General features: G+C 34.0%; 23 protein-coding genes. 10 read left to right on the top strand and 13 right to left on the bottom strand.

Annotation, left to right across the window (positions count from 1 at the left end):
- Positions 1-30: 30 nt before the first annotated feature.
- The 6 genes from gyrB to asnB all read right to left on the bottom strand — a co-directional run bounded on the left by gyrB (position 31) and on the right by asnB (position 7019).
- Positions 31-1980, bottom strand: a complete 1950-nt coding sequence (gene gyrB, locus V7719_RS17605) for a DNA topoisomerase (ATP-hydrolyzing) subunit B (RefSeq protein WP_335731262.1) — start codon at positions 1978-1980, stop codon at positions 31-33.
- A 324-nt stretch (positions 1981-2304) separates the two neighbouring features.
- Positions 2305-3141 carry a CPBP family intramembrane glutamic endopeptidase gene (locus tag V7719_RS17600; protein WP_335731261.1) on the bottom strand — a complete coding sequence of 279 codons (837 nt, stop codon included), beginning with the start codon at positions 3139-3141 and terminating at the stop codon, positions 2305-2307.
- The gene (locus V7719_RS17595) at positions 3107-3736 is read right to left on the bottom strand and encodes a CPBP family intramembrane glutamic endopeptidase (protein ID WP_335731260.1); all 630 of its coding nucleotides are present in this window, start codon (positions 3734-3736) and stop codon (positions 3107-3109) included. Before V7719_RS17595 ends, V7719_RS17600 begins: the two co-directional genes overlap by 35 nt.
- Before the next feature lie 124 nt (positions 3737-3860).
- The gene (locus V7719_RS17590) at positions 3861-4430 is read right to left on the bottom strand and encodes a helix-turn-helix domain-containing protein (RefSeq protein WP_335731259.1); all 570 of its coding nucleotides are present in this window, start codon (positions 4428-4430) and stop codon (positions 3861-3863) included.
- 223 nt (positions 4431-4653) lie between these two features.
- Entirely contained in the window at positions 4654-5265 is a 612-nt protein-coding gene (locus V7719_RS17585; protein WP_335731258.1) for a hypothetical protein, read from the bottom strand.
- Positions 5266-5345: 80 nt separating this feature from the next.
- Positions 5346-7019 (bottom strand): asparagine synthase B, encoded by a 1674-nt coding sequence (asnB, locus tag V7719_RS17580; RefSeq protein WP_335731257.1) that lies wholly within the window; start codon positions 7017-7019, stop codon positions 5346-5348.
- A 270-nt stretch (positions 7020-7289) separates the two neighbouring features.
- Here asnB and V7719_RS17575 point away from each other — a divergent pair, with 270 nt between their 5' ends.
- Together V7719_RS17575 and V7719_RS17570 are read left to right on the top strand one after the other, a co-directional pair.
- Positions 7290-7835 carry a DUF2911 domain-containing protein gene (locus V7719_RS17575; protein WP_335731256.1) on the top strand — a complete coding sequence of 182 codons (546 nt, stop codon included), beginning with the start codon at positions 7290-7292 and terminating at the stop codon, positions 7833-7835.
- 281 nt (positions 7836-8116) lie between these two features.
- Positions 8117-8659 carry a DUF2911 domain-containing protein gene (locus V7719_RS17570; RefSeq protein WP_335731255.1) on the top strand — a complete coding sequence of 181 codons (543 nt, stop codon included), beginning with the start codon at positions 8117-8119 and terminating at the stop codon, positions 8657-8659.
- Positions 8660-8714: 55 nt separating this feature from the next.
- Here the strand turns inward: V7719_RS17570 and V7719_RS17565 are convergent, their stop codons facing one another.
- The 4 genes from V7719_RS17565 to V7719_RS17550 all read right to left on the bottom strand — a co-directional run bounded on the left by V7719_RS17565 (position 8715) and on the right by V7719_RS17550 (position 12847).
- The gene (locus V7719_RS17565) at positions 8715-9353 is read right to left on the bottom strand and encodes a response regulator transcription factor (RefSeq protein ID WP_335731254.1); all 639 of its coding nucleotides are present in this window, start codon (positions 9351-9353) and stop codon (positions 8715-8717) included.
- 2 nt (positions 9354-9355) lie between these two features.
- Positions 9356-11374, bottom strand: a complete 2019-nt coding sequence (locus V7719_RS17560; RefSeq protein ID WP_335731253.1) for a sensor histidine kinase — start codon at positions 11372-11374, stop codon at positions 9356-9358.
- A gap of 243 nt (positions 11375-11617) precedes the next feature.
- Positions 11618-12250 carry a 7-carboxy-7-deazaguanine synthase QueE gene (locus V7719_RS17555; RefSeq protein WP_335731252.1) on the bottom strand — a complete coding sequence of 211 codons (633 nt, stop codon included), beginning with the start codon at positions 12248-12250 and terminating at the stop codon, positions 11618-11620.
- A 150-nt stretch (positions 12251-12400) separates the two neighbouring features.
- Positions 12401-12847 (bottom strand): RidA family protein, encoded by a 447-nt coding sequence (locus V7719_RS17550; RefSeq protein WP_335731251.1) that lies wholly within the window; start codon positions 12845-12847, stop codon positions 12401-12403.
- 56 nt (positions 12848-12903) lie between these two features.
- Between V7719_RS17550 and V7719_RS17545 the strand changes: the two genes are divergently transcribed.
- From V7719_RS17545 to V7719_RS17520, 6 genes are all read left to right on the top strand, one after another.
- Positions 12904-14442 (top strand): helicase HerA-like domain-containing protein, encoded by a 1539-nt coding sequence (locus V7719_RS17545; protein ID WP_335731250.1) that lies wholly within the window; start codon positions 12904-12906, stop codon positions 14440-14442.
- A gap of 36 nt (positions 14443-14478) precedes the next feature.
- Positions 14479-15048: a hypothetical protein gene (locus tag V7719_RS17540; RefSeq protein ID WP_335731249.1), complete on the top strand. Its 570-nt coding sequence runs from the start codon at positions 14479-14481 to the stop codon at positions 15046-15048.
- 72 nt (positions 15049-15120) lie between these two features.
- A complete protein-coding gene (locus V7719_RS17535; RefSeq protein ID WP_335731248.1) occupies positions 15121-15483 on the top strand; it encodes a cupin domain-containing protein in 363 nt (120 codons plus the stop codon).
- Complete coding sequence (locus tag V7719_RS17530) at positions 15484-16311, top strand: alpha/beta hydrolase (protein ID WP_335731247.1); 828 nt, start codon at positions 15484-15486, stop codon at positions 16309-16311.
- 17 nt (positions 16312-16328) lie between these two features.
- Positions 16329-17084, top strand: coding sequence for a pseudouridine synthase (locus V7719_RS17525; protein ID WP_335731246.1), 756 nt, complete (start codon positions 16329-16331; stop codon positions 17082-17084).
- Entirely contained in the window at positions 17084-17506 is a 423-nt protein-coding gene (locus V7719_RS17520) for a VOC family protein (RefSeq protein ID WP_335731245.1), read from the top strand. The genes V7719_RS17525 and V7719_RS17520 overlap by 1 nt, the downstream gene beginning before the upstream one ends.
- On the opposite strand, the gene V7719_RS17515 is transcribed toward V7719_RS17520, so the two are convergent.
- Genes V7719_RS17515 through ffh form a run of 3 tightly spaced genes read right to left on the bottom strand, consistent with a single transcriptional unit; the run spans position 17499 to position 20466 of the window.
- Positions 17499-18203, bottom strand: a complete 705-nt coding sequence (locus tag V7719_RS17515) for a YwaF family protein (RefSeq protein ID WP_335731244.1) — start codon at positions 18201-18203, stop codon at positions 17499-17501. The two genes, V7719_RS17520 and V7719_RS17515, sit on opposite strands and share 8 nt — an antisense overlap.
- Before the next feature lie 25 nt (positions 18204-18228).
- Positions 18229-19104, bottom strand: a complete 876-nt coding sequence (locus tag V7719_RS17510; RefSeq protein ID WP_335731243.1) for a bifunctional 5,10-methylenetetrahydrofolate dehydrogenase/5,10-methenyltetrahydrofolate cyclohydrolase — start codon at positions 19102-19104, stop codon at positions 18229-18231.
- Positions 19105-19137: 33 nt separating this feature from the next.
- Complete coding sequence (gene ffh, locus V7719_RS17505; RefSeq protein WP_335731242.1) at positions 19138-20466, bottom strand: signal recognition particle protein; 1329 nt, start codon at positions 20464-20466, stop codon at positions 19138-19140.
- A 247-nt stretch (positions 20467-20713) separates the two neighbouring features.
- Here ffh and V7719_RS17500 point away from each other — a divergent pair, with 247 nt between their 5' ends.
- Positions 20714-21229, top strand: coding sequence for an RNA polymerase sigma factor (locus tag V7719_RS17500; RefSeq protein WP_335731241.1), 516 nt, complete (start codon positions 20714-20716; stop codon positions 21227-21229).
- A gap of 49 nt (positions 21230-21278) precedes the next feature.
- Entirely contained in the window at positions 21279-22175 is an 897-nt protein-coding gene (locus V7719_RS17495) for a FecR family protein (protein ID WP_335731240.1), read from the top strand.
- The last annotated feature ends 2 nt before the right edge of the window (positions 22176-22177 follow it).

The following is a 22177-nucleotide window of genomic DNA, read 5'->3' as shown; positions in this document are numbered from 1 at the left end:
TTTTATATCAAACGAAGTATAACCTTTTAGTTATGCATCAATATTTGCATAGATAGCATTCTTCTCGATAAATTCTCTACGAGGTGGCACTTCGTCACCCATAAGCATTGAGAATACACGATCAGCTTCTGCACTATTATCGATTTGTATTTGACGTAATGTTCTAAACTCAGGGTTCATTGTGGTATCCCAAAGTTGTACAGCATTCATCTCACCAAGACCTTTATAACGTTGAATTTTTGCGCCATCTCCATATAGTTCCATTAGAGCTAAGCGTTCTTCGTCATTCCAAGCATATTCCTTTTTCGCTCCTTTTTTAACTAAAAATAAAGGTGGCGTTGCGATAAAGATATGACCGTTTTCAATCAACTCTTTCATATATCTAAAGAAGAAAGTTAAAATTAAAGTTTCAATGTGAGACCCATCTATATCGGCATCACACATAATCACAATTTTATGATATCTTAATTTTGAAAGGTTAAGCGCTTTGCTATCCTCTTCAGTTCCTATAGTTACACCTAATGCGGTAAATATATTTTTGATTTCTTCGTTTTCAAAAACCTTATGGGTCATTGCTTTCTCCACGTTAAGAATTTTACCTCTTAAAGGCAAAATCGCTTGAAATGCTCTATCGCGACCCATCTTTGCAGTTCCACCTGCCGAATCTCCCTCAACAAGATAAATTTCACATTTTGAAGGATCTTGTTCTGAACAATCACTTAGTTTACCAGGCAAACCTCCAATACTCATGACTGTTTTACGTTGCACCATATCACGTGCCTTTTGCGCAGCGTGACGTGCTTGAGCAGCAAGAATTACTTTTTGAACAATGATTTTAGCATCATCAGGATTTTCTTCTAAATAATCAGTTAACATTTCAGACACTGCCTGACTTACAGATGCAGATACTTCTCTGTTACCTAATTTGGTTTTTGTTTGTCCTTCAAATTGTGGTTCTTGAACTTTTACTGAAATAATAGCAGTTAATCCTTCACGGAAATCATCACCAGCAATGTCAAATTTTAATTTGTCTAACATTCCTGAGTTATCAGCATATTTTTTCAAAGTATGCGTTAAACCTCTTCTAAAACCTGATAAGTGCGTACCACCTTCGTGTGTATTAATATTATTTACATACGAGTGTAAATTTTCAGTATAAGACGTGTTATAGATCATAGCCACCTCAACAGGCACACCATTTTTCTCACCTTCAAATGCGATAACATCTTTCATTAAAGGCACTCTTGTTGCATCTAAAAATTGGATAAATTCTTTAAGCCCTTCAGTAGAATGAAACGTTTCACCTTCAAATTCGCCATCTTCTTTTTTAGAACGCCTATCCACTAAATGAATAGTTATTCCTTTATTTAGATATGCTAATTCTCTCAGTCTACTCGCAAGCGTATCATAACTATATTCTAATGTTAGGGTGAAAATAGTTGGATCTGGTTTAAACGTTACTGTTGTACCTCTTTTATCAGACTCTCCAATTTGTTTTACAGGATACATGGCTTTCCCACGTTCATATTCTTGCTCCCACACTTTGCCATCTCTATAAACAGTTGCTCTTAAATGATCTGATAGTGCATTTACGACACTCACACCAACACCATGCAATCCACCAGAAACCTTATAAGAATCTTTATCGAATTTACCACCAGCTCCAATTTTAGTCATGACAACTTCAAGAGCAGATACGCCTTCTTTTTTATGAAGATCTACAGGAATACCACGACCATCATCTTCAGTAGTAATAGAATTGTCTTCATTAATAATTACCGTAATATTATTACAATGTCCAGCAAGTGCTTCATCAATCGAGTTATCAACAACCTCGTATACTAAATGGTGAAGCCCACGAGCACCAATATCTCCAATATACATGGATGGACGCATACGTACATGCTCCATACCTTCTAATGCCTGAATACTATCAGCCGAATAATTATGCTTGTTAAATTCTTCTTTTTTCTCGCTCATAAATTGTTATTTATTTTGAAATGTCTAGTTCTTATTTTTATGCAAAATTTCAATTTTACATGTCACAAAAAAAGATGCATGTAGCATCCTTTCGAGTACAAACAAAGATACGAAATAATGAGGCTTTTTAAAAGCTTTTCATGGATTGAATTCAATAATTATCAACATTTGTTAATTACAGGAAACAGTCTTAAATCAATTAAAAAGCAGCTTAAAATAGATTTTTGTTCTTTTTAACATCTTCGGAAATTCACAATAAACACAAAACGCTTTACAGGTGATATTTTGAATCTTGAATAGGAATGAAAGGCCCTGAATTTGAATCTATTTATTCTGTTTTTTTGTCCATGGAAAATCATTCCATTTCCAAATTAAAAACGCAACAAATAGGAACACACCATTAAAAATAAGAATAAAACCAATAAACGACGGCCAAGTATCAAATGACGTGTTGTTTACCGTGTACAAGAAACTATTCCCCTCATCACATGAAGTAATTAAATGTCGTGTCGCCCAATTGTTACCTAAATGAAGACCGATAGGGAAGAACAGTGTTTTCGATTTTAATAAAGCTGTTGCAAATAACAAATGTCCAACCGGAATACTAATGATTAAAAGAATCATCAATCCTCTATTATTCATCGCATTTTCATCAAAAACGTGAATAAGCATAAATAGAACAGAAAAAATGATGTTTGCGATGACGACATTAGTAATTTCGATGGTTTTCTTAAACAAATAGCCTCTAAACAAAAACTCTTCAACCGCCACGGTTGGCAAAATAAAATATAGCGCATACCATATAGTTGAATAGTTTATAGACTCACTTATGGCAAACGATTCTCCAGCGTATAATGCTCTTGCGTATTTCGCGCCTAATAAGGCAATAGCGCCAATTAACAAACCTAAAGGCAAAAAAGATAAGTTTCTTAAACTCAAGTTTAACCCAATAGCACCTAATGATTTCTTTTCGGTTTTATATAATAGCCAAGTCGCAACACCCAATAAGATAGCAGAAGCATAAGGAAAATACGTCTTTAAAAATGGCGTGTCTATTACGGTGCTTAATACAAGAGCTAAAACAAAAAGCAGGATTGCCAACACCAAACGACATCCCGTTGGATATTTATTTAATAGCGTCTTCAGAATAGAGTTTTTCATTGTTATTAAATATTTTAAAGCTTGATTTAAGCAAGAGTTTCAAAAAAATAAAGGTCATTATTGACGGAAACAAACCTTTAAATAACGAATAATATAATTCATTCCATTGCGAAAGAACAACTCTAGATTGTTCCGCAAACAGTAATTCGCCATAAGGTTGTAATTGGTAAAAGAAGGTCATCATTAAATTAAAACCTAAATGAAGCCCTAAGCCTAATGCTATGGATTTAGTCTTTTCAAATGCATACGCCCAAACGTATCCAGTGAAACCAGTTACAAGAATAACGTATAGCACAGGAACAATTCTGTCTCCAGTCATTTCATAGGCAAACACATGATATATTCCGAAGGACAAAGCAGATATCAAAATCGCTGTTTTAGCTCCTATTTTACTTATTAGTATGTACAGAATTGCGCCTCTGAATACCAGATCTTCCGTTAAAGCAGATTTAAGATGATATATAAATGTTTCATAGATTACCCTATAGTTAATAGGTTTCGTTTCCCAATGAACTGACTGAATTAGTGTTTCAATATAAATCGATAAGAGATTTATTAACGCTATAAATACAAAGCCAATTAAAAACTGGATCATGTGCTTTTGGTTAGGAATGATTCCTAAAACCTTTATGTTTTATTTCTCAATGAAATGCAAGAGCACCCCAGAGACTACTATTATTACTAATAATCCTACCATTTGTAAAAAAAATTAAAAAAGATTAAACGTGTTTAGGCTTTAAAAAGGGAATAGAAAGTGGATAATAACAGGTGCCAGAACCTAAAGCAGACATCGTGTTTTTAATACTAAAAATGATACCGAAAAGAAAAACTGCGCCTGTACCGAAAAAATTAATACCAGGAAAAGGAAAAAACAGCAGTAGTGATATTATTAGTAGCAGATTTATAGTACAATGAAAATTAATCACTGCACGACCATGCACATCATATATTTTATTGTCTTCGGCTTTACTAATCCATACAAAAAGCGGAAATAAAACGTTCCCAAACGGAATGATTAATCCGAAAAATGGTAATGCATGCAGCAAAAGCATCCATTTACGTTGTATAGTTTCTTCTGTAGGATCATCAAGTACAATTAAATCCTCTACATCAATATCTAATCCGACGGCTAATAATTTCACAGTCTGTAAATGCGGCTGAACTTCACCTTTTTCGATACGCTGAATTGTACGTACACCAACAGTAGTTCTTTCTGAAAGTTCATCTTGCGTGAAGCCTTTTAACTTCCGCTGATATAATAAATTATCTTTAAGTGTTTGCTGTTTCATGTGTTTGTATTTATTGCTTTTAAATGGACACATGGAACATCCAAATAATCTTCATTGTTGAGTGATTAGGTTTTAATAACGGATGTTTCATTTTGTATCATTTTTGTTGGTACAAATCTAAAGAGTTATCTTGGTTTTTAACACGCCATTTAAATGTCACCTATCTGTCATTTACAACCTTTATAGGGGTTTAGAGGCATATATGGGCTTTTAATCTTAAATTTCAATTGCGAACTCTCTTTTGATACTTGAAAAATCGCTTTTTAAAAATCTTATATTTTTTCTTTATGTTATCGTTATTATAAACCAGAAATTCGACCTTGTTTTCAATTAGTCCTAATCTACCAGACATAAACTCTCTCCATAAAATATTAGACAACATGTTAGGTTTACTTTTATGAAAAATAGAACAACTCAATGCTTGCTTTTTATACGATCGTTTAATTTTAAAATTAAGTGTATCCCCTAAACTCACAACAAAAAAGCCACTTGGCCTAGTTGCTATTCCTCCAAAATCACTTTCAAAACCTTGATTTACATTAAAAAAAAGAACTAAAGATGCCTTAGATAAGGACTGTCTTTGAGCCCAATCGGTTACTCTATATTCTGCCCAGTCTTCTTTCATGACAAAATAATGAAGTTCTTCTTCTTCATCAGTTCTATTCTTCTGAAGGTCATCATATTTAGCTTGATGGATATTACAAAATACTTCTTCGGTATTGTATAAACAGAATCCGACATTATGAGCAGATTCAATCAGTTTTTCCCAATGAGAATTATTTTGAGCACAAAGAGACACAGAAAACAAAAGAAGAAAGCAGAAGTATCTCATCATTGGGTTTAATTTACTATAAATATAAAAATTATAAAAAAAAAGACCAATCGTATGATTGGTCTTTTTTAAAAAAATTGATACTATGCTTTCACATAAGCATCATCATGAACACTCGCTACTGCTCTACCAGAAGGATCATTCATATTCTTAAATGCTTCATCCCATTCCAACGCTATTTGTGTGCTACAGGCTACACTAGCTTCTTGAGGCACACATAGAGCTGCTGCATCACTAGGAAAGTGTTCTGCGAAAATAGAACGGTAATAAAACTCTTCTTTGCTTGTTGGTGTTTGTATTGGGAACTTGTATTTAGCATTTGCTAATTGTTCATCTGAAACTTCTTCAGCTACAACTTCTTTTAAGGTATCGATCCAACTATAACCAACACCATCACTAAATTGTTCTTTTTGTCTCCATGCTACACTTTCTGGCAACATATCTTCAAAGGCCTTTCTAACAACCCATTTTTCCATACGCTCACCATTAATCATCTTATCTTGGGGGTTGATACTCATGGCTACATCCATAAACTCTTTATCCAAGAAAGGCACACGTCCTTCAATTCCCCATGCTGCTAAACTTTTGTTCGCACGTAAACAATCATACATATGAAGTTTACTTAATTTTCTAACGGTTTCCTCATGAAACTCCCTAGCGTTTGGTGCTTTATGAAAATACAAATAACCTCCAAACAATTCGTCTGCGCCTTCACCCGACAATACCATTTTTATTCCCATCGATTTAATAACTCTTGCCATTAAATACATTGGTGTACTGGCTCTAATGGTTGTGACATCATAAGTTTCTAACTTATAAATAACATCACGAATCGCATCTAGACCCTCTTGAATTGTGAATTTAATTTCGTGATGAACCGTTCCTATGTGATCTGCTACTATTTGTGCTGCGGCCAAGTCTGGCGATCCATCTAACCCTACAGAAAAACTATGTAATTGTGGCCACCACGCTTCCGAAGTATCGTCACTTTCTATTCGCTTTTGTGCATATTTTTTAGCAATGGCAGACGTTACAGATGAGTCTAATCCACCAGATAATAACACACCATAAGGCACATCACTCATTAATTGTCTGTGCACTGCCGCTTCTAGAGCTTCTTTAATTTTTGCTATGCTTGTTTCATTGTCTTTTACGGCATCGTATTCTGTCCATTCACGCTTATACCATTGTACAAATTTTCCATCTTTACTGGACATATAATGTCCTGGAGGAAATAATTCAATTTTAGTACAAACGCCTTCCAATGCTTTCAATTCTGAAGCGACGTAGAAGGTTCCGTTTTCATCCCAACCAATATATAAAGGAATAATTCCCATATGGTCACGCGCAACGAAGTATTTATCTTTTTCTACGTCATAAATCGCAAATCCGAAGATACCATTCATATCGTCTAGAAAATCAACACCTTTTTCTTGGTATAAAGCTAAAATAACTTCACAATCACTTTCGGTTTGAAACTGATAAGTATCCTCAAATTGCTTACGCAACTCTCTATGATTATAAATCTCACCATTGGCAGCCAAAATGAGTTTTTTATCTTCACTTAACAAAGGTTGCTTTCCTGATGCTGGATCTACAATGGCTAAACGCTCATGTGCCATAATCGTTTTATCATTACTATAAATTCCACTCCAGTCTGGACCTCTATGTCTAATGGTTTGAGACATTTCTAATATTTGAGGTCTTAAATCTTCTGATTTTTGTTTTAGGTCAAACGCACATACAATTCCGCACATAACTTTAATCTTTATATTATTTTTAATTCTTTATTCAAATTGATAAAGCAAATATGCTGCTAACATTACAATTATAAAACATAAAATCAAATATCCGTTACAAATTAAAACTAAAAATCACAATTTAATATATATATGTAATTTCAATAAATAAAATTTTATTATTTTACTCGAAAATTGTAAACTTTAACATCCGATTTCGACATTTAATATAATATTAAGACCATTGGGTTTTACCTTTATTAATTTCACATAAACTAAAAAACAATCATGAAGACAAAATCAATTATCTCAACTATTGCCATGGCATTTGCAATGCTTATTTCAGTAAATATGAATGCTCAAGAATTTAGCGGCTTAGATAAGAGTCCGATGGATGCTGCATCATTTCCAACGAGTTACAAAGAATCTAACAAACTCATTAAAATAGTATACGGTAGACCACAACTCAAAGACCGTTCGTTAGAAAAACTAGCTCCTAATGGAAAAGTATGGAGAACTGGAGCAAATGAAGCTGCCGAGTTAACGCTTTATACACCTATGATGCTAGGAAAGACTAAAGTTCCCGCAGGCACTTATACATTTTATGTGATTCCTGGAGCAAAAGAATGGACTGCAATCATTAGTAAAGACCTTAATGTTTGGGGAAGTTATTACTACAAAGAAGCTAATGATGTTGCAAGAATAACAGTTCCGGTAACGACAGGAAAAAAATCATTAGAAGCATTTTCTATTGCTTTTGAAAAATCTGATGATGGTGTTCATATGCATTTAGGTTGGGGAAATGCCAGAATTGCAGTTCCGTTTACGAAATAAACACAACTTACAACACTAAAAAAGCCTAGATAGACATCTAGGCTTTTTTTTATATCTATACTAATTAGTATTCCCTAATTATTGTCTTTTATGATTTACGTTGGTACAAGTCATGAAGTTCTACAATGTATACACCACTTTCTAATCGAGAAACATTGATTTGATTGTTAACAGCAGCCCTAAACTTGTTGTAAACTTTAACATCCGATTTCGACATTTAATATAATATTAAGACCATTGGGTTTTACCTTTATTAATTTCACATAAACTAAAAAACAATCATGAAGACAAAATCAATTATCTCAACTATTGCCATGGCATTTGTAATGCTTATTTCAGTAAATATGAATGCTCAAAAATTCCCTGGTTTAGATAAGAGTCCATTAGACTTAGCATCTTTTCCAAGTAGAGGAGCAGACAAAGCCATTAAAGTGTTTTACAGCAGACCTCAACTCAAGGGAAGAACCCTAGGAAAAGAGTTAGCTCCATTTGGAGAACTATGGAGAACTGGCGCTAATGATGCCACACAAATTCAATTTTTATCAGACATGAAATTTGGAGGCAAAACAATTAAGGCTGGTGCTTACTCTTTATTCACAATTCCTGGAGAAAAAGAATGGACAATTATTATAAGTTCTGATGTCGATAATTGGGCTACACGAGGCTACAAAGAGTCTAATGAGGTCGCTAGAGTTACAGTTCCGGCAACAGAAGGCTCAGAATCTTTAGAAGCATTTTCAATCACATTTGAAGCAACAGACGCTGGAGCTACAATGCATTTGGGTTGGGACAAAGTTCGTGTTGCAGTTCCTTTTACGAAGTAAACACAACTTACAACACTAAAAAAAAGCCTAGATAGATATCTAGGCTTTTTTATGCCTATATAACGAACTCTAAATTTTCTTTTGCCCAAATGGTGAGTATGTCTTTCTCTTTAATGAGACCCAGTTTTGCTATAATATTTGAACGGTGTTTCTCAATGGTTCTCGGAGATACTGATAAAAATTCACCGATATCTTTTGAGGATTTCCCTTGGCCTACTAACCTAACAATCGTTCGCTCTGAGGGTGACAATAATTTCATTTTTTGCAATTGTGGGGATACTTCGTTTTCTAATACCGAATTAAAAACAGCACTAAAATAAGGAACGCCATTACTTACACTTTGTATACAGTTGTGTAATTCTTCAAAAGGTTCGTCTTTTATGATATAACCTGAAATATTTAATTTTTGTGCCTTATAGATAAAGCTTTTTTCTTTGTGTGAGGTGAGAATAATAAATTTGGTATCCAAACTTTGTTCTCTACCTTTTTTTATCACTTCAAAACCTGTGAGAAAAGGCATCTCTTCGTCTAAAATAGCGATGCTTGGCTTTAAGTCTATAATGAGTTCTAAAGCTTTTGCTCCATGCTCTGCAGTCGCTAAGATATCATAATTATAATCCTTTAACTGACCTACTAAGCCACTTAATAATAAAGGGTGATCATCTGCTACAACAAGTGTGATATTATTAATCATTTTTACACTGGAATTTGAACTAATATAGACGTGCCTTCTTCTTTTTTACTTTTTATCGACAGGTTTCCTTTTAGCATACTAATACGCTCGGCCATCGTTTTTAAACCCAAACTATTTTGATTAATCATTTTACTAACCTCAAAACCTTGGCCATTATCCTTAATTAAGACTTTAATTCCATCACTTTGCTTTATTATATTTACAATTAATGTTTTGGCATTGGCATGCTTTAAAACATTATTTACAGATTCTTGTATAAACCTGTAAAAATTAAGCGATTCGTTTTCATTAAAATTAGTATTCACATCATCAATTTCTATCGATATGAAAAGGTCGGTTTCTTCATCCAAATCTAATAGTAATTGTTCAATACTATCGGTTAGTCCTAACTTTTTTAAGGTGACAGGATATAAGTCTCTTGAGATACTCCGCACTTCTTCTAAGGCATTATGAGCTAGACCAGATAATTCTTTTTGATCTGTATTCTGAGCCTTCATTTTAATAAGTGTTATTTGCTGCCCAACACCATCGTGTAAATCTTTGGCAATCCGCGTTCGTTCTTCCTCTTGAGTTTTAATAAGCTGTTGAGAAAACTCTTGTTGCGCTAGTCCTCGTTTCTTAGCATTTATAAAGGAACGATACACTATAATCCCACCGAATAGAACTAAAAGCCCTAAAGATCCAAAAATCAAAAATTGGGTTTTGCTTTTATTCTGAAGATTTAATAGACTGATATTTGCTTTTTGGTTTTCAATCTCCAAATCCCGTTTTTCGGTTTCGTAGAGCGTTTGATAATAGGCTAAAGATTTTAACTTTTGAATATTTGAAAGGGAATCTTTGAGGGTATAATGATTCAGAAGATGTGTTTTATAATTGATATCATCTCCATTTGCTTTATATGAATCTGCTAAAAACTGTTCTGCTACAACAATATCACCAAGATGCGTTTTTTTATTTTGTAATATTGACAACCACTGAATACTATATTTTATGGCGTTTTTATAGTCGCCTTTGGCAAAAAACAATATACGTTTTGCTTTTACAATTTGTTCTTTAATATCTTCACTTTCACCCTTTACATATATAGCATTAAGGTCTTCAAAATAGTTTTCAGCCAGAGGTATACTATCGTTTTTACAATAGGCATTAATCAATTGTGATAAAATTTTAGGCTCCACTAATGATGCATTATTTGTTTTACTATTTGCTAAATAAGCTGCTTTAATATTAACTAATTGCTTTTCATATTCTCCTGTTCTTTTATAATCCTCAGCAGCATTAAAGTGCAGATTTGTTAACGTTCTATATCTATTCGTTTTTCCAATCAACAAAATAGATTCACTACGCTCTTCTTCGGCCTCCTCATAAAACGCATTTCTGCTATATAGAATCGCTAACGCATTTTTAGCACCAAGAATATTAGTGGTATCCTTCAGTTTTATAAAAATGTCTACAGCTTCCTTTAAACTTTGAGACGCTTCTGCAAACTTGCCGATTTCAGATTCATTATAACCGGTATACATTGTTGCCCAGCCAAGCAGTTGCTCATCTTTTGCTTTTTTGGCATATGTTTTAGTAATGGCATAATACTCAAAAGAGGTGTCGATGTCATCTGTATAGTAATAACTATCAGCTGCATTTAAATACATGTGACCAATTGCGCTTAAATCAGTTCCTTTATTTAATTTTTCACTATAGGTATTGAACAGCTTGAGGCCTTCCTTAGGCTTACCCAAAAAATTATTTTGAAAGCCCATTAAATCAGCGACTTTTTGAGCTGCAAAGTTTAAAGAATCTAATGCAATAGCTAAATCAATAGTTTGACGAAGTGCAGCATCGTATTCTAATTTCGGATTTCGATAGGTGAGTTCTGTTAAACTATCTAACCATTTGAGGCGTTCGCCTTTTGCGGTTTGCTGAATCTTCGAATTGACAAATTCTATTTTACTTTGTAATTCTAAATCTTGGGCTGCTATTTGAAATCCAAATAACATGGAAATGACTAAAGGGATAAATTTCATAAGGACTTAATGTAACAATGTGCAAAGGGTCACATCAATCATGTTTTTCTGATTAATTAATTTTTTCTTTATTATATTTTGTTCAACATATTCGTCACGAAGTTAGACAAAATATTTGATAATACGCTAATGAATATGAAAAGAACAATTTAGCACTAAAAGTCAGCCCATATTAATCTATAATTACGGCTTATATTGCTTTAATTTACTAAGCGCCAAAACACAAAAATAGTCTTCTGTATATTACGGAATATTCAAATACTTATGGGTTTGTAGCGATACTTTCCATTTAGGATTTGCCATGACATAATCCACAATTTGCGGAACCACTTTATCGCGTTTACTCCACTCAGGTTGTAGGTATAAAATGCAATCTTTATTTACTTTAGCGGCTTGCTCTTCAGCAAACTTAAAGTCGTCTTTATTATAGATGATGCACTTTAACTCGTGTGCCTTTTCATAAACCTTTTCGGTTGGTAATTTCATCTTTTTAGGAGAGAGACAAATCCAATCCCATTCTCCAGTCAACTCATATGCCCCAGACGTTTCAATATGGGTTTGTACACCTTTGGCTTTAAGCTGGGCTGTTAGCGGTCCCATATCCCAAGTCAATGGCTCACCACCTGTAACGACAATAGTTTCACTATACTTTACGGCATTCTCAACAATCTTTTCTGTTTCGGTAGGCGGATGTAATTCAGCTAACCAGCTTTCCTTTACATCACACCAATGACAACCAACATCGCAACCACCAATTCTTACAAAATAAGCTGCTGTACCTTTATGAAAACCTTCACCTTGAATGGTATAAAATTCTTCCATTAGAGGAAGCAACAATCCTTTGTCGATGCGTTCTTGTCGTTCTGTTCTTGTCATAGCCTGCAAATATATTAATTAGTAGACAGTAATTAGTAGACAGTAAGCAGTAAATTTAGATAGACCAGAAACTCTTTTATGTTTTTAATTTAGACAACAACTGCGATTGTAACTGTGACAGAGACTGAGACTGAGATGGAACACTGTAAGCTACTTCACAGCTACAACATCAATTTCTATATTAGCTCCAACGGCTAATCCCGAAGCCGCAAAGGTTGTTCTGGCTGGTTTGTTGGGGAAATAGGTTTTATAAACGTCATTAAATACAGTAAAATCGTTGATATCTTTTAATATGACCGTACATTTTACAACGCGATCTAATGACGATTCATGTTCCACTAAAACTGCTTTGATATTTTCAAGGCATTGTTTGGTTTCGGCTTCTATTCCTCCTTTAACTAATGTTCTCGTGGCATGATTCATCCCAACTTGACCCGCAAGAAACAGAAATCCGTTAGCTTCAACCACATCACTAAAAGGTGCTTGTGCCTTTTTAGGTTCGTGAGATTTATGAAAACTAATGTCTTTGTTATTTTGTTGGCAAGAACTCATTCCGAAGAGAAATAAAATAATTATGAAAAGAGATGCATTTTTCATTTTAGTTGATTTTAAACTTGACTAAAATTACACTATTTTTATACAAATTTTGAAATATGAGCAGAACGGACGATTTTTTAAAAGAAATCACAGATGGAAACACTAACAAAGGTGACTATATTACTCTAGGCTCTGCTATGTTAGATGGAGAAACCTTAACAAATGCCTATATAAATATACCTCTTAAGACCATGAATAGACATGGTTTAATTGCTGGTGCTACTGGAACTGGAAAAACAAAAACACTTCAAGTTTTAGCTGAAAATTTAAGCGAAAAAGGGGTTCCTGTTTTATTAATGGATATTAAAGGCGATTTAAGTGGATTGGCAAAGCCTAGTCCTGGTCATCCAAAAATTGATGAACGTCACGAAAAAATCGGAATTCCATTTAATCCAAAATCATTTCCTGTAGAAGTTATGACGCTTTCTGAACAGGATGGTGTAAGACTTCGTGCAACCGTTAGTGAGTTTGGTCCAGTTTTACTATCTCGTATTCTAGATTTATCTGAAACTCAATCTGGTGTCGTTGCAGTCATCTTTAAATATTGTGATGATAACAAACTACCACTACTAGATTTAAAAGATTTCAAGAAAATATTACAATATGCAACACAAGAAGGTAAAAAAGAATTTACCGAAGCTTACGGAAGAATTTCAACAGCATCAACAGGAGCTATTCTCAGAAAAATAGTAGAAATTGAACAACAAGGTGGTGAACTGTTTTTTGGTGAAACATCCTTTGAAGTTGACGATTTATTACGAGTTGATGATAATGGTAGAGGTTATATTAATATCATTCGTTTAACAGATATTCAAGATCGACCAAAGTTATTCTCAACATTTATGCTGAGTCTTTTGGCAGAAATATACTCTACATTCCCAGAGCAAGGTGATAGTGGTCGTCCAGAACTCATCATGTTTATTGATGAAGCACATTTAATTTTTAATGAAGCGTCAAAAGCCTTACTCAACCAAATTGAAAGTATTGTCAAGTTGATTCGTAGTAAAGGTGTTGGATTATATTTTGTAACCCAAAATCCGACAGACGTTCCCGAAGCTGTTTTAGGTCAGTTAGGTTTAAAAGTTCAGCATGCTTTAAGAGCTTTTACGGCTAAAGACAGAAAAGCCATTAAATTGACTGCTCAAAACTATCCAGATACTGACTATTATGATACTGCAGATGTATTAACTTCTCTCGGAATTGGTGAAGCCTTAGTTTCAGCATTAAATGAAAAAGGGAAACCAACACCATTAGCGGCAACCATGATGCGTGCTCCAATGAGCAGAATGGATATCCTTACAGATGTAGAACTAAGCGGTTTATTAGGAAAGTCTAAACTCGCAAAAAAATACAACGAGGACATAGACAGAGATAGTGCTTACGAAATGCTGAACAAAAAAATTGAAGTTGCCGAAGCCGAAGAAGCCAAAGAGAAGGCACAAAAAGAAAAAGAAGCACTCAAAAAAGCTGAAAGCAAACAACGCACTTCACGTTCTAGAAGTAGAAGTACGCGACAAAACCCTATTATTAAAGTTTTGACAAGCCCAACAGTAATTAGAAGTGTTCTTGGTATTTTGACCAAATTGCTTAAATAAAAATAAATTTTAACTTTTAAATTAATAACTACGCTCTTGAATACAATTTTAAAAAATCTATCATTATTTACTATCGCAACTTTAATATTTGCGAGTTGTTCTTCAGAAAAAAAACAAGATCCATTTCAGATTGGTAAACAAAACATCGGCTTATTAACCGATTCAACACAAGTCAAGAATTTGCAATTAGCATTTCCAAACGACTCCATTGCTCGATTTGCGATAAAAGGGGATGAATTCACAGGACAGAACAGTGATATTGATATTTATTCTTCCGAAGGAAAAAAATTATTAAGTCTAACACCTCGTCAAGCTCTTGATTCTACATCTGTAATAGAGAGTGTTCAGATTATAAGTGAAACCTATAAAACGAATCAGAATATTTCGACCTTAAGTACGTTTAAGGATATTAATGCCAATTATAAAATTTCGAGCATTAATAACCTTATCAAATCAATTGTGATTTCGGTTAATGATATCAATGCATCGTTTACAATTGATAAAAAAGAATTACCTGCGAATTTAAGATATGATATGAGCTTAAATATTGAAGCTGTTCAAATTCCGGATAATGCAAAAATTAAATTTTTTATTTTGCATTGGTAAAACATCCTAGAGCAATTTCACAGATGCTATATTGCACTATATATTATATTAATAATTTAGGGAGAATAAATAATGAAAAAATACACCATACAAAATTCCCCATTTGTTGTCCCCACAAGTGACGGCAAACTCATTGAAGAACACTTTGGAAATGCTACAGATGGCAACTCACAAATAAGTATTGCACATATGGTTGCTCCTGCTGGCTGGAGCGAGCCTTTTCAAACTCCAAAATTTGAGGAATACACTTATATTATAAGAGGTCAGAAACAATTTGTTATTGAGAATGAAACCATTATTTTGGAAGCTGGTCAATCAATTAAAATTAAAAAAAACACAAGAGTTCAATACTCTAATCCGTTTACAGAAGTATGTGAATACATCTCAATTTGCACGCCAGCTTTTTCTATGGATTTAGTAAATAGAGAAGATTAAATGAAAGCAATAATAGTTAAACTTATTGGTGCGATAATTAATCTTATCAGCCTTTTTTCTTCAAGATTAGCAGGGAAAATGGCGATTAATTTATTTTCAAAACCTCGAAAAATAAAACTCAAAGAACTTGAAAAAGATTTCTTGATGACCGCTTTTATTGAAGATATCCAGTACGAACATCTCAATATTATGACCTATCGTTGGTTAGGCAAAAAAGACACCATTTTATTAGCCCATGGATGGGAAAGTAATTCCTTTAGATGGAAAACGTTAATTGAGGAATTAAAAGTTCATGACTACAATATCATATCTCTAGATGCACCAGCTCATGGCAGATCTAGCGGCAAACTCTTTAATGCTGTTATCTATTCTGAATGCATTAATGTGGTTGCTAAAAAATTTAAAGCCAAAATCATTATTGGTCATTCTGTTGGTGGAATGGCAACGGCACTTTTTCAACATAAATATCAACTCCCATCCGTAGATAAATTAGTATTACTTGGAGCTCCTTCAAATTTTGTAGGTGTTTTTGATAGATACGTTGATATGATGAGCTATAATAAACGTGTATCAAAAGTCATGGATGATCTTGTACTAGAACGTTTTAATGAAAAACCAGACTATTTTAATGCCGCTCGGCTTTCAGAAACCATAGACGCCAAAGGACTTATTATTCATGATGAGTTAGATAAAGTTATTCCGTATACCGATGCTAAAGATTATGAATCCTTCTATAAAAACTCAAAGCTTGTTACAACTAAGGGATTTGGTCACGGATTAAAATCTGAAGAAGTCCACAATCATATTCTAGCTTTTGTTAACGCTTAGTTTCGTACTTTTGAAACATGTCTGAAAACCTAAAACGCATTAACAAATTCCTCAGCGAAGTTGGCTACTGCTCGCGTAGAGAAGCCGATAAACTCATCGATGCTGGACGTGTAACTATTAATGGAGAGATTCCTGAAATGGGCACGAAAATTTCTCCAACTGATGAAGTGCATGTCGATGGAAAACGTATTGAAAACAACAAAGAAGAGTTTGTCTATCTCGCTTTTAATAAACCTGTTGGCATCGTCTGCACAACTGATACACGCGTAGAAAAAGATAACATCATAGACTTTATTAATTATCCTAAACGTGTTTTCCCTATCGGAAGATTAGATAAACCGAGTGAAGGGTTAATTCTGCTAACTGATGATGGCGATATCGTTAATAAGATTCTTAGGGCAAGTAATAATCATGAAAAAGAATACATCGTTACGGTAGACAAGCCTATTTCTCAAACCTTTCTCATACGAATGTCTGGAGGTATTTATCTGAAAGATTTAGAAAAAACCACAAAAAAATGTGAGGTTAAACGAATAGGCTCGCAGACTTTTAGTATCATTCTAACACAAGGTTTAAATCGACAAATTCGTCGTATGTGTGAGTATTTAACTTATGAGGTGGAGACGTTAAAACGTGTTCGTATTATGAATATTCCTCTAGATATTCCTGTTGGTGAATATCGAGAGCTAACCTCTGAAGAGTTTAAAGAATTAAATACACTGCTCGAAGGCTCAGATAAAACGTATAATCAAAACAAAAAACATAATCGTTAATGACTACCGCCTCTCCTTTTCATATTGCAATTCCCGTTCATAACCTTGATGAATGCCGAAGCTTTTATAGAGACATTCTCAACTGTGAAGAAGGACGTAGTAGTGACCATTGGGTCGATTTTAATTTTTTTGGTCATCAATTGGTGATTCATTATAAACCAAAATCTGAAGATGCAGTCCACACTAATGCTGTCGATGGAAAATCTGTTCCTGTGCCACATTACGGAGTGATTTTACCTTGGGATACGTTTCATGATTTCGCAAAAACTATAGCTAAAAAAGACATTAAATTCGTTATTGAGCCCTATGTTCGATTTGAAGGTCAGGTTGGCGAGCAAGCCACAATGTTTTTTTTAGATCCAGCTGGAAATGCACTAGAGTTCAAAGCCTTTAAAGATATGAGTCAGATATTTGCTAAGTAGTTGTTCTTCGGAAATGAAACGGCAAATAAATAATGAGAAATAACGGAATAATTATCAACTGGCCAACGATGATATAATAAGGCCATTCTCCAAAATAATCTAAGACTGAAGCTGATGCTGGTTTTTTATTTAAATAAAAATAGTTAGCCTCTAAAAGATAGTTTACGACGATCATAATTACAACGTAAATCTGCAATGCCAAAAAGGATTTAAATACACTTTTGAACTTAGGCCTCAGTTTAAAAACGAAGATATTATAAAAGATTACAATAAGTAATCCCAAGTGTACTATCCAATATCTAAAATAATCCAAGCTTGGAAAACCTTCAGCAATATCTGGTGTAATTACGCCTTGTAGTGTTCCAGCGATAATCCAAAAGACTAAAATTTCGAACATCCAGTATTTTCGATAATACGTAAAAATAGGAATCAAAATCCCGAGGAGACTACACAAATACAATGGTAAATCCGTTCTTAAATCATAATCTCTAAATAGGATATTATACACATGAAATGCTATAACCGAAACCGAAATAAATATGGCGAAGTAATGAATTAAGCCTTGCTGTTTTTCCTTAGAAATAGTTTTAGCATATCTGATTAAAACTATTGCAAAAATAATGGCAATACTAAGAGGTAAGAGATGTTCCCAACTTAAAATTAAAACACGATCTAAATCAGCAATGAGTTTAATCATCCTGCAATATAACTAAATATGAAGATTACATACGTTGCTCGCGAGCCAGTAATGTGTTTTTAAGTAGCATAGCAATTGTCATTGGACCAACACCTCCTGGAACTGGTGTTATATAACTAGCCTTTTTACTTACGTTCTCAAAATCTACATCGCCTGTGATGATATAACCTTTTGGAGAATTCTTATCTTCAACTCTTGTAATTCCAACATCAATGATGACAACGTCATCTTTAACCATTTCAGCTTTTAAGAAATTAGGAACGCCTAAAGCAGAAATAATAATATCGGCCTGAGAGGTAATTTGTGTGATATTTTTTGTGTGACTATGCGTCAAGGTAACCGTTGAATTTCCTGGAAATCCTTTTCGTCCCATCAAAATACTCATTGGTCGTCCAACAATATGTGATCTACCAATTATGACAGTATGCTTACCATCGGTTTGCACACCATAGCGATCTAGTAATTCTAAAATCCCAAAAGGTGTAGCTGGAATAAAAGTACTCATATCAAGTGCCATTTTTCCGAAGTTTTCAGGGTGGAAACCATCAACATCTTTACTAGGATCAACCGCCATCAACACTTTTTGAGTATTGATTTGTGGTGGTAATGGCAACTGAATGATAAATCCATCGATATCATCATTCTGGTTCAATTCTTCAATTTTATCTAGCAATTCTATTTCGCTGGTAGTATTAGACATACGTACCATTGTAGACTCAAAGCCAACACGTTCACAAGCACGAACCTTACTTCCAACATACGTTAAACTTGCACCATCATTTCCAACGATAATAGCAGCTAGATGAGGAACCTTCTCGCCTTTAGCTTTCATTCTATCAACCTGTTGCTTGATTTCGTTTTTAATGTCGTTGCTTACTTTTTTACCGTCTAGAATTGTCATATTATTTAGTTTTCTGCTGCTTACTTGTTAATCTTAACGCGCTCCTTTCATAGCCTGCATCATTGCTTTTCCTTTTCCGCCTTGCATCATCTTCATCATTTTGCTCATTTGGTTGAATTGCTTTAGAAGTTGATTCACTTCTTGTACCGAAGTTCCAGATCCATTTCCTATTCGTTTCTTTCTACTTGCGTTTATAAGTGATGGATTAGAACGTTCATCTGGTGTCATCGAATGAATAATTGCTTCAATACCTTTAAAAGCATCATCATCAATATCGACATCTTTCATCATTTTACCAGCACCAGGAATCATTCCGATAAGATCCTTCATATTACCCATTTTCTTGATTTGCTGAATTTGCTTCAAGAAATCATCAAACCCAAATTGGTTCTTGGCAATTTTCTTCTGAATCTTACGAGCTTCTTCCTCATCATATTGCTCTTGCGCTCTTTCAACAAGAGACACAACATCTCCCATTCCTAAGATACGATCTGCCATACGTGACGGATAGAAGACATCAATCGCTTCCATCTTCTCACCTGTACCAATAAATTTAATTGGTTTATTAACCACAGATTTAATAGAAATCGCTGCTCCACCTCGTGTATCACCATCTAATTTGGTAAGAATAACACCATCAAAATTTAAGATATCATTGAAGGCTTTTGCTGTATTAACCGCATCCTGACCTGTCATAGAATCGACCACAAATAAGGTTTCTTGTGGTTGAATAGCACTGTGGATGTTAGAAATTTCATCCATCATCGCTTTATCAACTGCTAAACGACCTGCTGTATCAATAATGACAACGTTAAACCCATTAGCTTTTGCATGTGCTATACCAGCTTGTGCTATAGCCACTGGATCATTATTTCCTTTATCACTAAAGACCTCAACATTAATTTGATCACCTACGACATGTAATTGATCAATCGCAGCTGGACGATAAACATCACAAGCTACTAATAATGGTTTTTTAGTTTTCTTAGTTTTTAAGTAATTCGCTAATTTACCAGAGAACGTTGTTTTACCAGATCCCTGCAAACCAGACATCAAAATGATGCTTGGATTACCAGAAAGGTTAATTCCTTCGGCATCGCCTCCCATAAGTTCTGTCAGCTCATCCTTAACTAACTTCACCATGAGTTGTCCTGGCTGCAAGCTTGTTAATACGTCTTGACCTAAAGCTTTTTCCTTAACTTTATTGGTAAATTCTTTAGCTATTTTAAAGTTAACATCGGCATCTAATAGGGCTCTACGAACTTCTTTTAAAGTTTCTGCTACATTGACTTCGGTAATACTGCCATGCCCTTTTAAGACGTGTAATGCCTTATCTAACTTTTCACTTAAATTATTAAACATATTCTTTTGGAATTTAAAGACGCAAATTTAACGATTTGTGATGTATTTATGAAGCGAAGTTTGAAATTATGCCATAAAAAAAGGATTGCTATGACTAACAATCCTTTTTAACCAACTAAAAACTAAAACTAACGGTTAATTTTACTTAACAATTACTTATATTTTTAATAGAACAACTAAAAACATGAAACTCCTACCTTTATCTTCCACATTTAATTTTATAACTTAGCCACAACCAAAAATAAAAATGTCAAAACCGCTTAAGGATCATATCTGTGAAGAACAATTATTTTCTTCTATCTATAGGAAATACTCCAAAGATTTGCATAATTTCCTCTATTACAAATTTGGCAGTCAGTTAAATCCGCAAGACAAAATGCAGGAAGCTTTTGTGAAATTGTGGGAGAACTGTGCAAAAGTTCCACAGAACAAAGCCAAAAGTTTTTTATTTACGACTGCAAACAATTTAATGCTGAATGAATTTGCGCATCAAAAAGTAGTTTTACGACACCATCAAACAAAACCAAAGCACAGTACTAACATAAATCCGGAATTCCTGCTTCAAGAAAAGGAATACAGAGCAAAACTAGAAAATGCTATTGCCAATTTAACCGAAGCACAACGCGTCGCATTTTTAATGAATAGAGTTGAAGGAAAACGCTTTAAAGAAATTGCAGCACTACTAGATATCTCTACAAAAGCTGTAGAAAAACGAATTTATGGTGCTTTGAAAAAGTTGAGAAAAGATATTGACGAATTATAAAAGGTAGGAGTTTTTAACATTCAGCTGTTTTATATGTGAATTGAATACGATGAACCGAGAAGACCTCATACAAAAATGGTTAGATCATAACCTAAACCCACAAGAGCTTGAAGCATTCAAGCAACTTGAGGATTATAATGATTTAATCCAATTAGATATGCATCTTAAGGGTTTTAAAGCTAAAACTGTTCATACAGAAGACACTTTAGAAACCATATGGAGTTCTATTAATTCAACATCTAAAAAATCAAATACACTTTTATCTACCTTATCCAAAATTGCAGCAGTATTAGTGATTTGTTTTGGTCTTTATTATTACACAACAACCCTAGACACCACAGTACATACTATCGCATCTCAGCATGAAACTATACTGTTACCTGATGCATCAGAAGTTGAATTAAATGCGATGTCTACTATCAGTTTTAACACATCTAGCTGGAACGATAGTCGAAGTGTAACTCTAAATGGTGAAGCGTTTTTTAGAGTCGCAAAAGGTGAAACATTTGATGTAAGCACCAACATAGGAAACGTTACAGTTTTAGGCACTCAATTTAACGTTAAGCATCGTGGAAATTACTTCGAAGTCACTTGCTACGAAGGAAAAGTTAGAGTTAAGACAACTACAAAAGAAACCATACTCCTAGCAGGAGACACCTTTTTAATTATTGATGGGAAATATATTGCTACTGAAAAAGAAAATCTATCCGCTCCATCGTGGTTAAACAATAAGAGTATCTTTAAAAGTATTCCTTACAGAGAGGTCGTTGCCGAATTTGAAAGACAATACAATGTCTCTATCGAATTTGAGAACATAGACGATTCTCAAAGTTTTACTGGAACTTTTACGCATAATAATATCGAAACTGCTTTAAAATCCATTACTTTACCATTACAATTAAAGTATAGTAAAACGGATAATATCATTAGGCTAAAACGTGACTAGAA

This window comes from Psychroserpens sp. (assembly GCF_036960315.1).
Classification (GTDB): Bacteria; Bacteroidota; Bacteroidia; order Flavobacteriales; family Flavobacteriaceae; genus Psychroserpens.
The sequence above is the reverse complement of the archived record's forward strand: the minus strand, read 5'-3'. Positions and strand labels throughout refer to the sequence as shown.

What these genes read in the sequence shown, in the direction of transcription:
- gyrB (WP_335731262.1), bottom strand. Translation starts at nt 1,980, where the DNA reads ATGAGCGAGAAAAAAGAAGAATTTAACAAGCATAATTATTCGGCTGAT.
- V7719_RS17600 (WP_335731261.1), bottom strand. Translation starts at nt 3,141, where the DNA reads ATGAAAAACTCTATTCTGAAGACGCTATTAAATAAATATCCAACGGGA.
- V7719_RS17595 (WP_335731260.1), bottom strand. Translation starts at nt 3,736, where the DNA reads ATGATCCAGTTTTTAATTGGCTTTGTATTTATAGCGTTAATAAATCTC.
- V7719_RS17590 (WP_335731259.1), bottom strand. Translation starts at nt 4,430, where the DNA reads ATGAAACAGCAAACACTTAAAGATAATTTATTATATCAGCGGAAGTTA.
- V7719_RS17585 (WP_335731258.1), bottom strand. Translation starts at nt 5,265, where the DNA reads ATGATGAGATACTTCTGCTTTCTTCTTTTGTTTTCTGTGTCTCTTTGT.
- asnB (WP_335731257.1), bottom strand. Translation starts at nt 7,019, where the DNA reads ATGTGCGGAATTGTATGTGCGTTTGACCTAAAACAAAAATCAGAAGAT.
- V7719_RS17575 (WP_335731256.1), top strand. Translation starts at nt 7,290, where the DNA reads ATGAAGACAAAATCAATTATCTCAACTATTGCCATGGCATTTGCAATG.
- V7719_RS17570 (WP_335731255.1), top strand. Translation starts at nt 8,117, where the DNA reads ATGAAGACAAAATCAATTATCTCAACTATTGCCATGGCATTTGTAATG.
- V7719_RS17565 (WP_335731254.1), bottom strand. Translation starts at nt 9,353, where the DNA reads ATGATTAATAATATCACACTTGTTGTAGCAGATGATCACCCTTTATTA.
- V7719_RS17560 (WP_335731253.1), bottom strand. Translation starts at nt 11,374, where the DNA reads ATGAAATTTATCCCTTTAGTCATTTCCATGTTATTTGGATTTCAAATA.
- V7719_RS17555 (WP_335731252.1), bottom strand. Translation starts at nt 12,250, where the DNA reads ATGACAAGAACAGAACGACAAGAACGCATCGACAAAGGATTGTTGCTT.
- V7719_RS17550 (WP_335731251.1), bottom strand. Translation starts at nt 12,847, where the DNA reads ATGAAAAATGCATCTCTTTTCATAATTATTTTATTTCTCTTCGGAATG.
- V7719_RS17545 (WP_335731250.1), top strand. Translation starts at nt 12,904, where the DNA reads ATGAGCAGAACGGACGATTTTTTAAAAGAAATCACAGATGGAAACACT.
- V7719_RS17535 (WP_335731248.1), top strand. Translation starts at nt 15,121, where the DNA reads ATGAAAAAATACACCATACAAAATTCCCCATTTGTTGTCCCCACAAGT.
- V7719_RS17530 (WP_335731247.1), top strand. Translation starts at nt 15,484, where the DNA reads ATGAAAGCAATAATAGTTAAACTTATTGGTGCGATAATTAATCTTATC.
- V7719_RS17525 (WP_335731246.1), top strand. Translation starts at nt 16,329, where the DNA reads ATGTCTGAAAACCTAAAACGCATTAACAAATTCCTCAGCGAAGTTGGC.
- V7719_RS17520 (WP_335731245.1), top strand. Translation starts at nt 17,084, where the DNA reads ATGACTACCGCCTCTCCTTTTCATATTGCAATTCCCGTTCATAACCTT.
- V7719_RS17515 (WP_335731244.1), bottom strand. Translation starts at nt 18,203, where the DNA reads ATGATTAAACTCATTGCTGATTTAGATCGTGTTTTAATTTTAAGTTGG.
- V7719_RS17510 (WP_335731243.1), bottom strand. Translation starts at nt 19,104, where the DNA reads ATGACAATTCTAGACGGTAAAAAAGTAAGCAACGACATTAAAAACGAA.
- ffh (WP_335731242.1), bottom strand. Translation starts at nt 20,466, where the DNA reads ATGTTTAATAATTTAAGTGAAAAGTTAGATAAGGCATTACACGTCTTA.
- V7719_RS17500 (WP_335731241.1), top strand. Translation starts at nt 20,714, where the DNA reads ATGTCAAAACCGCTTAAGGATCATATCTGTGAAGAACAATTATTTTCT.
- V7719_RS17495 (WP_335731240.1), top strand. Translation starts at nt 21,279, where the DNA reads ATGAACCGAGAAGACCTCATACAAAAATGGTTAGATCATAACCTAAAC.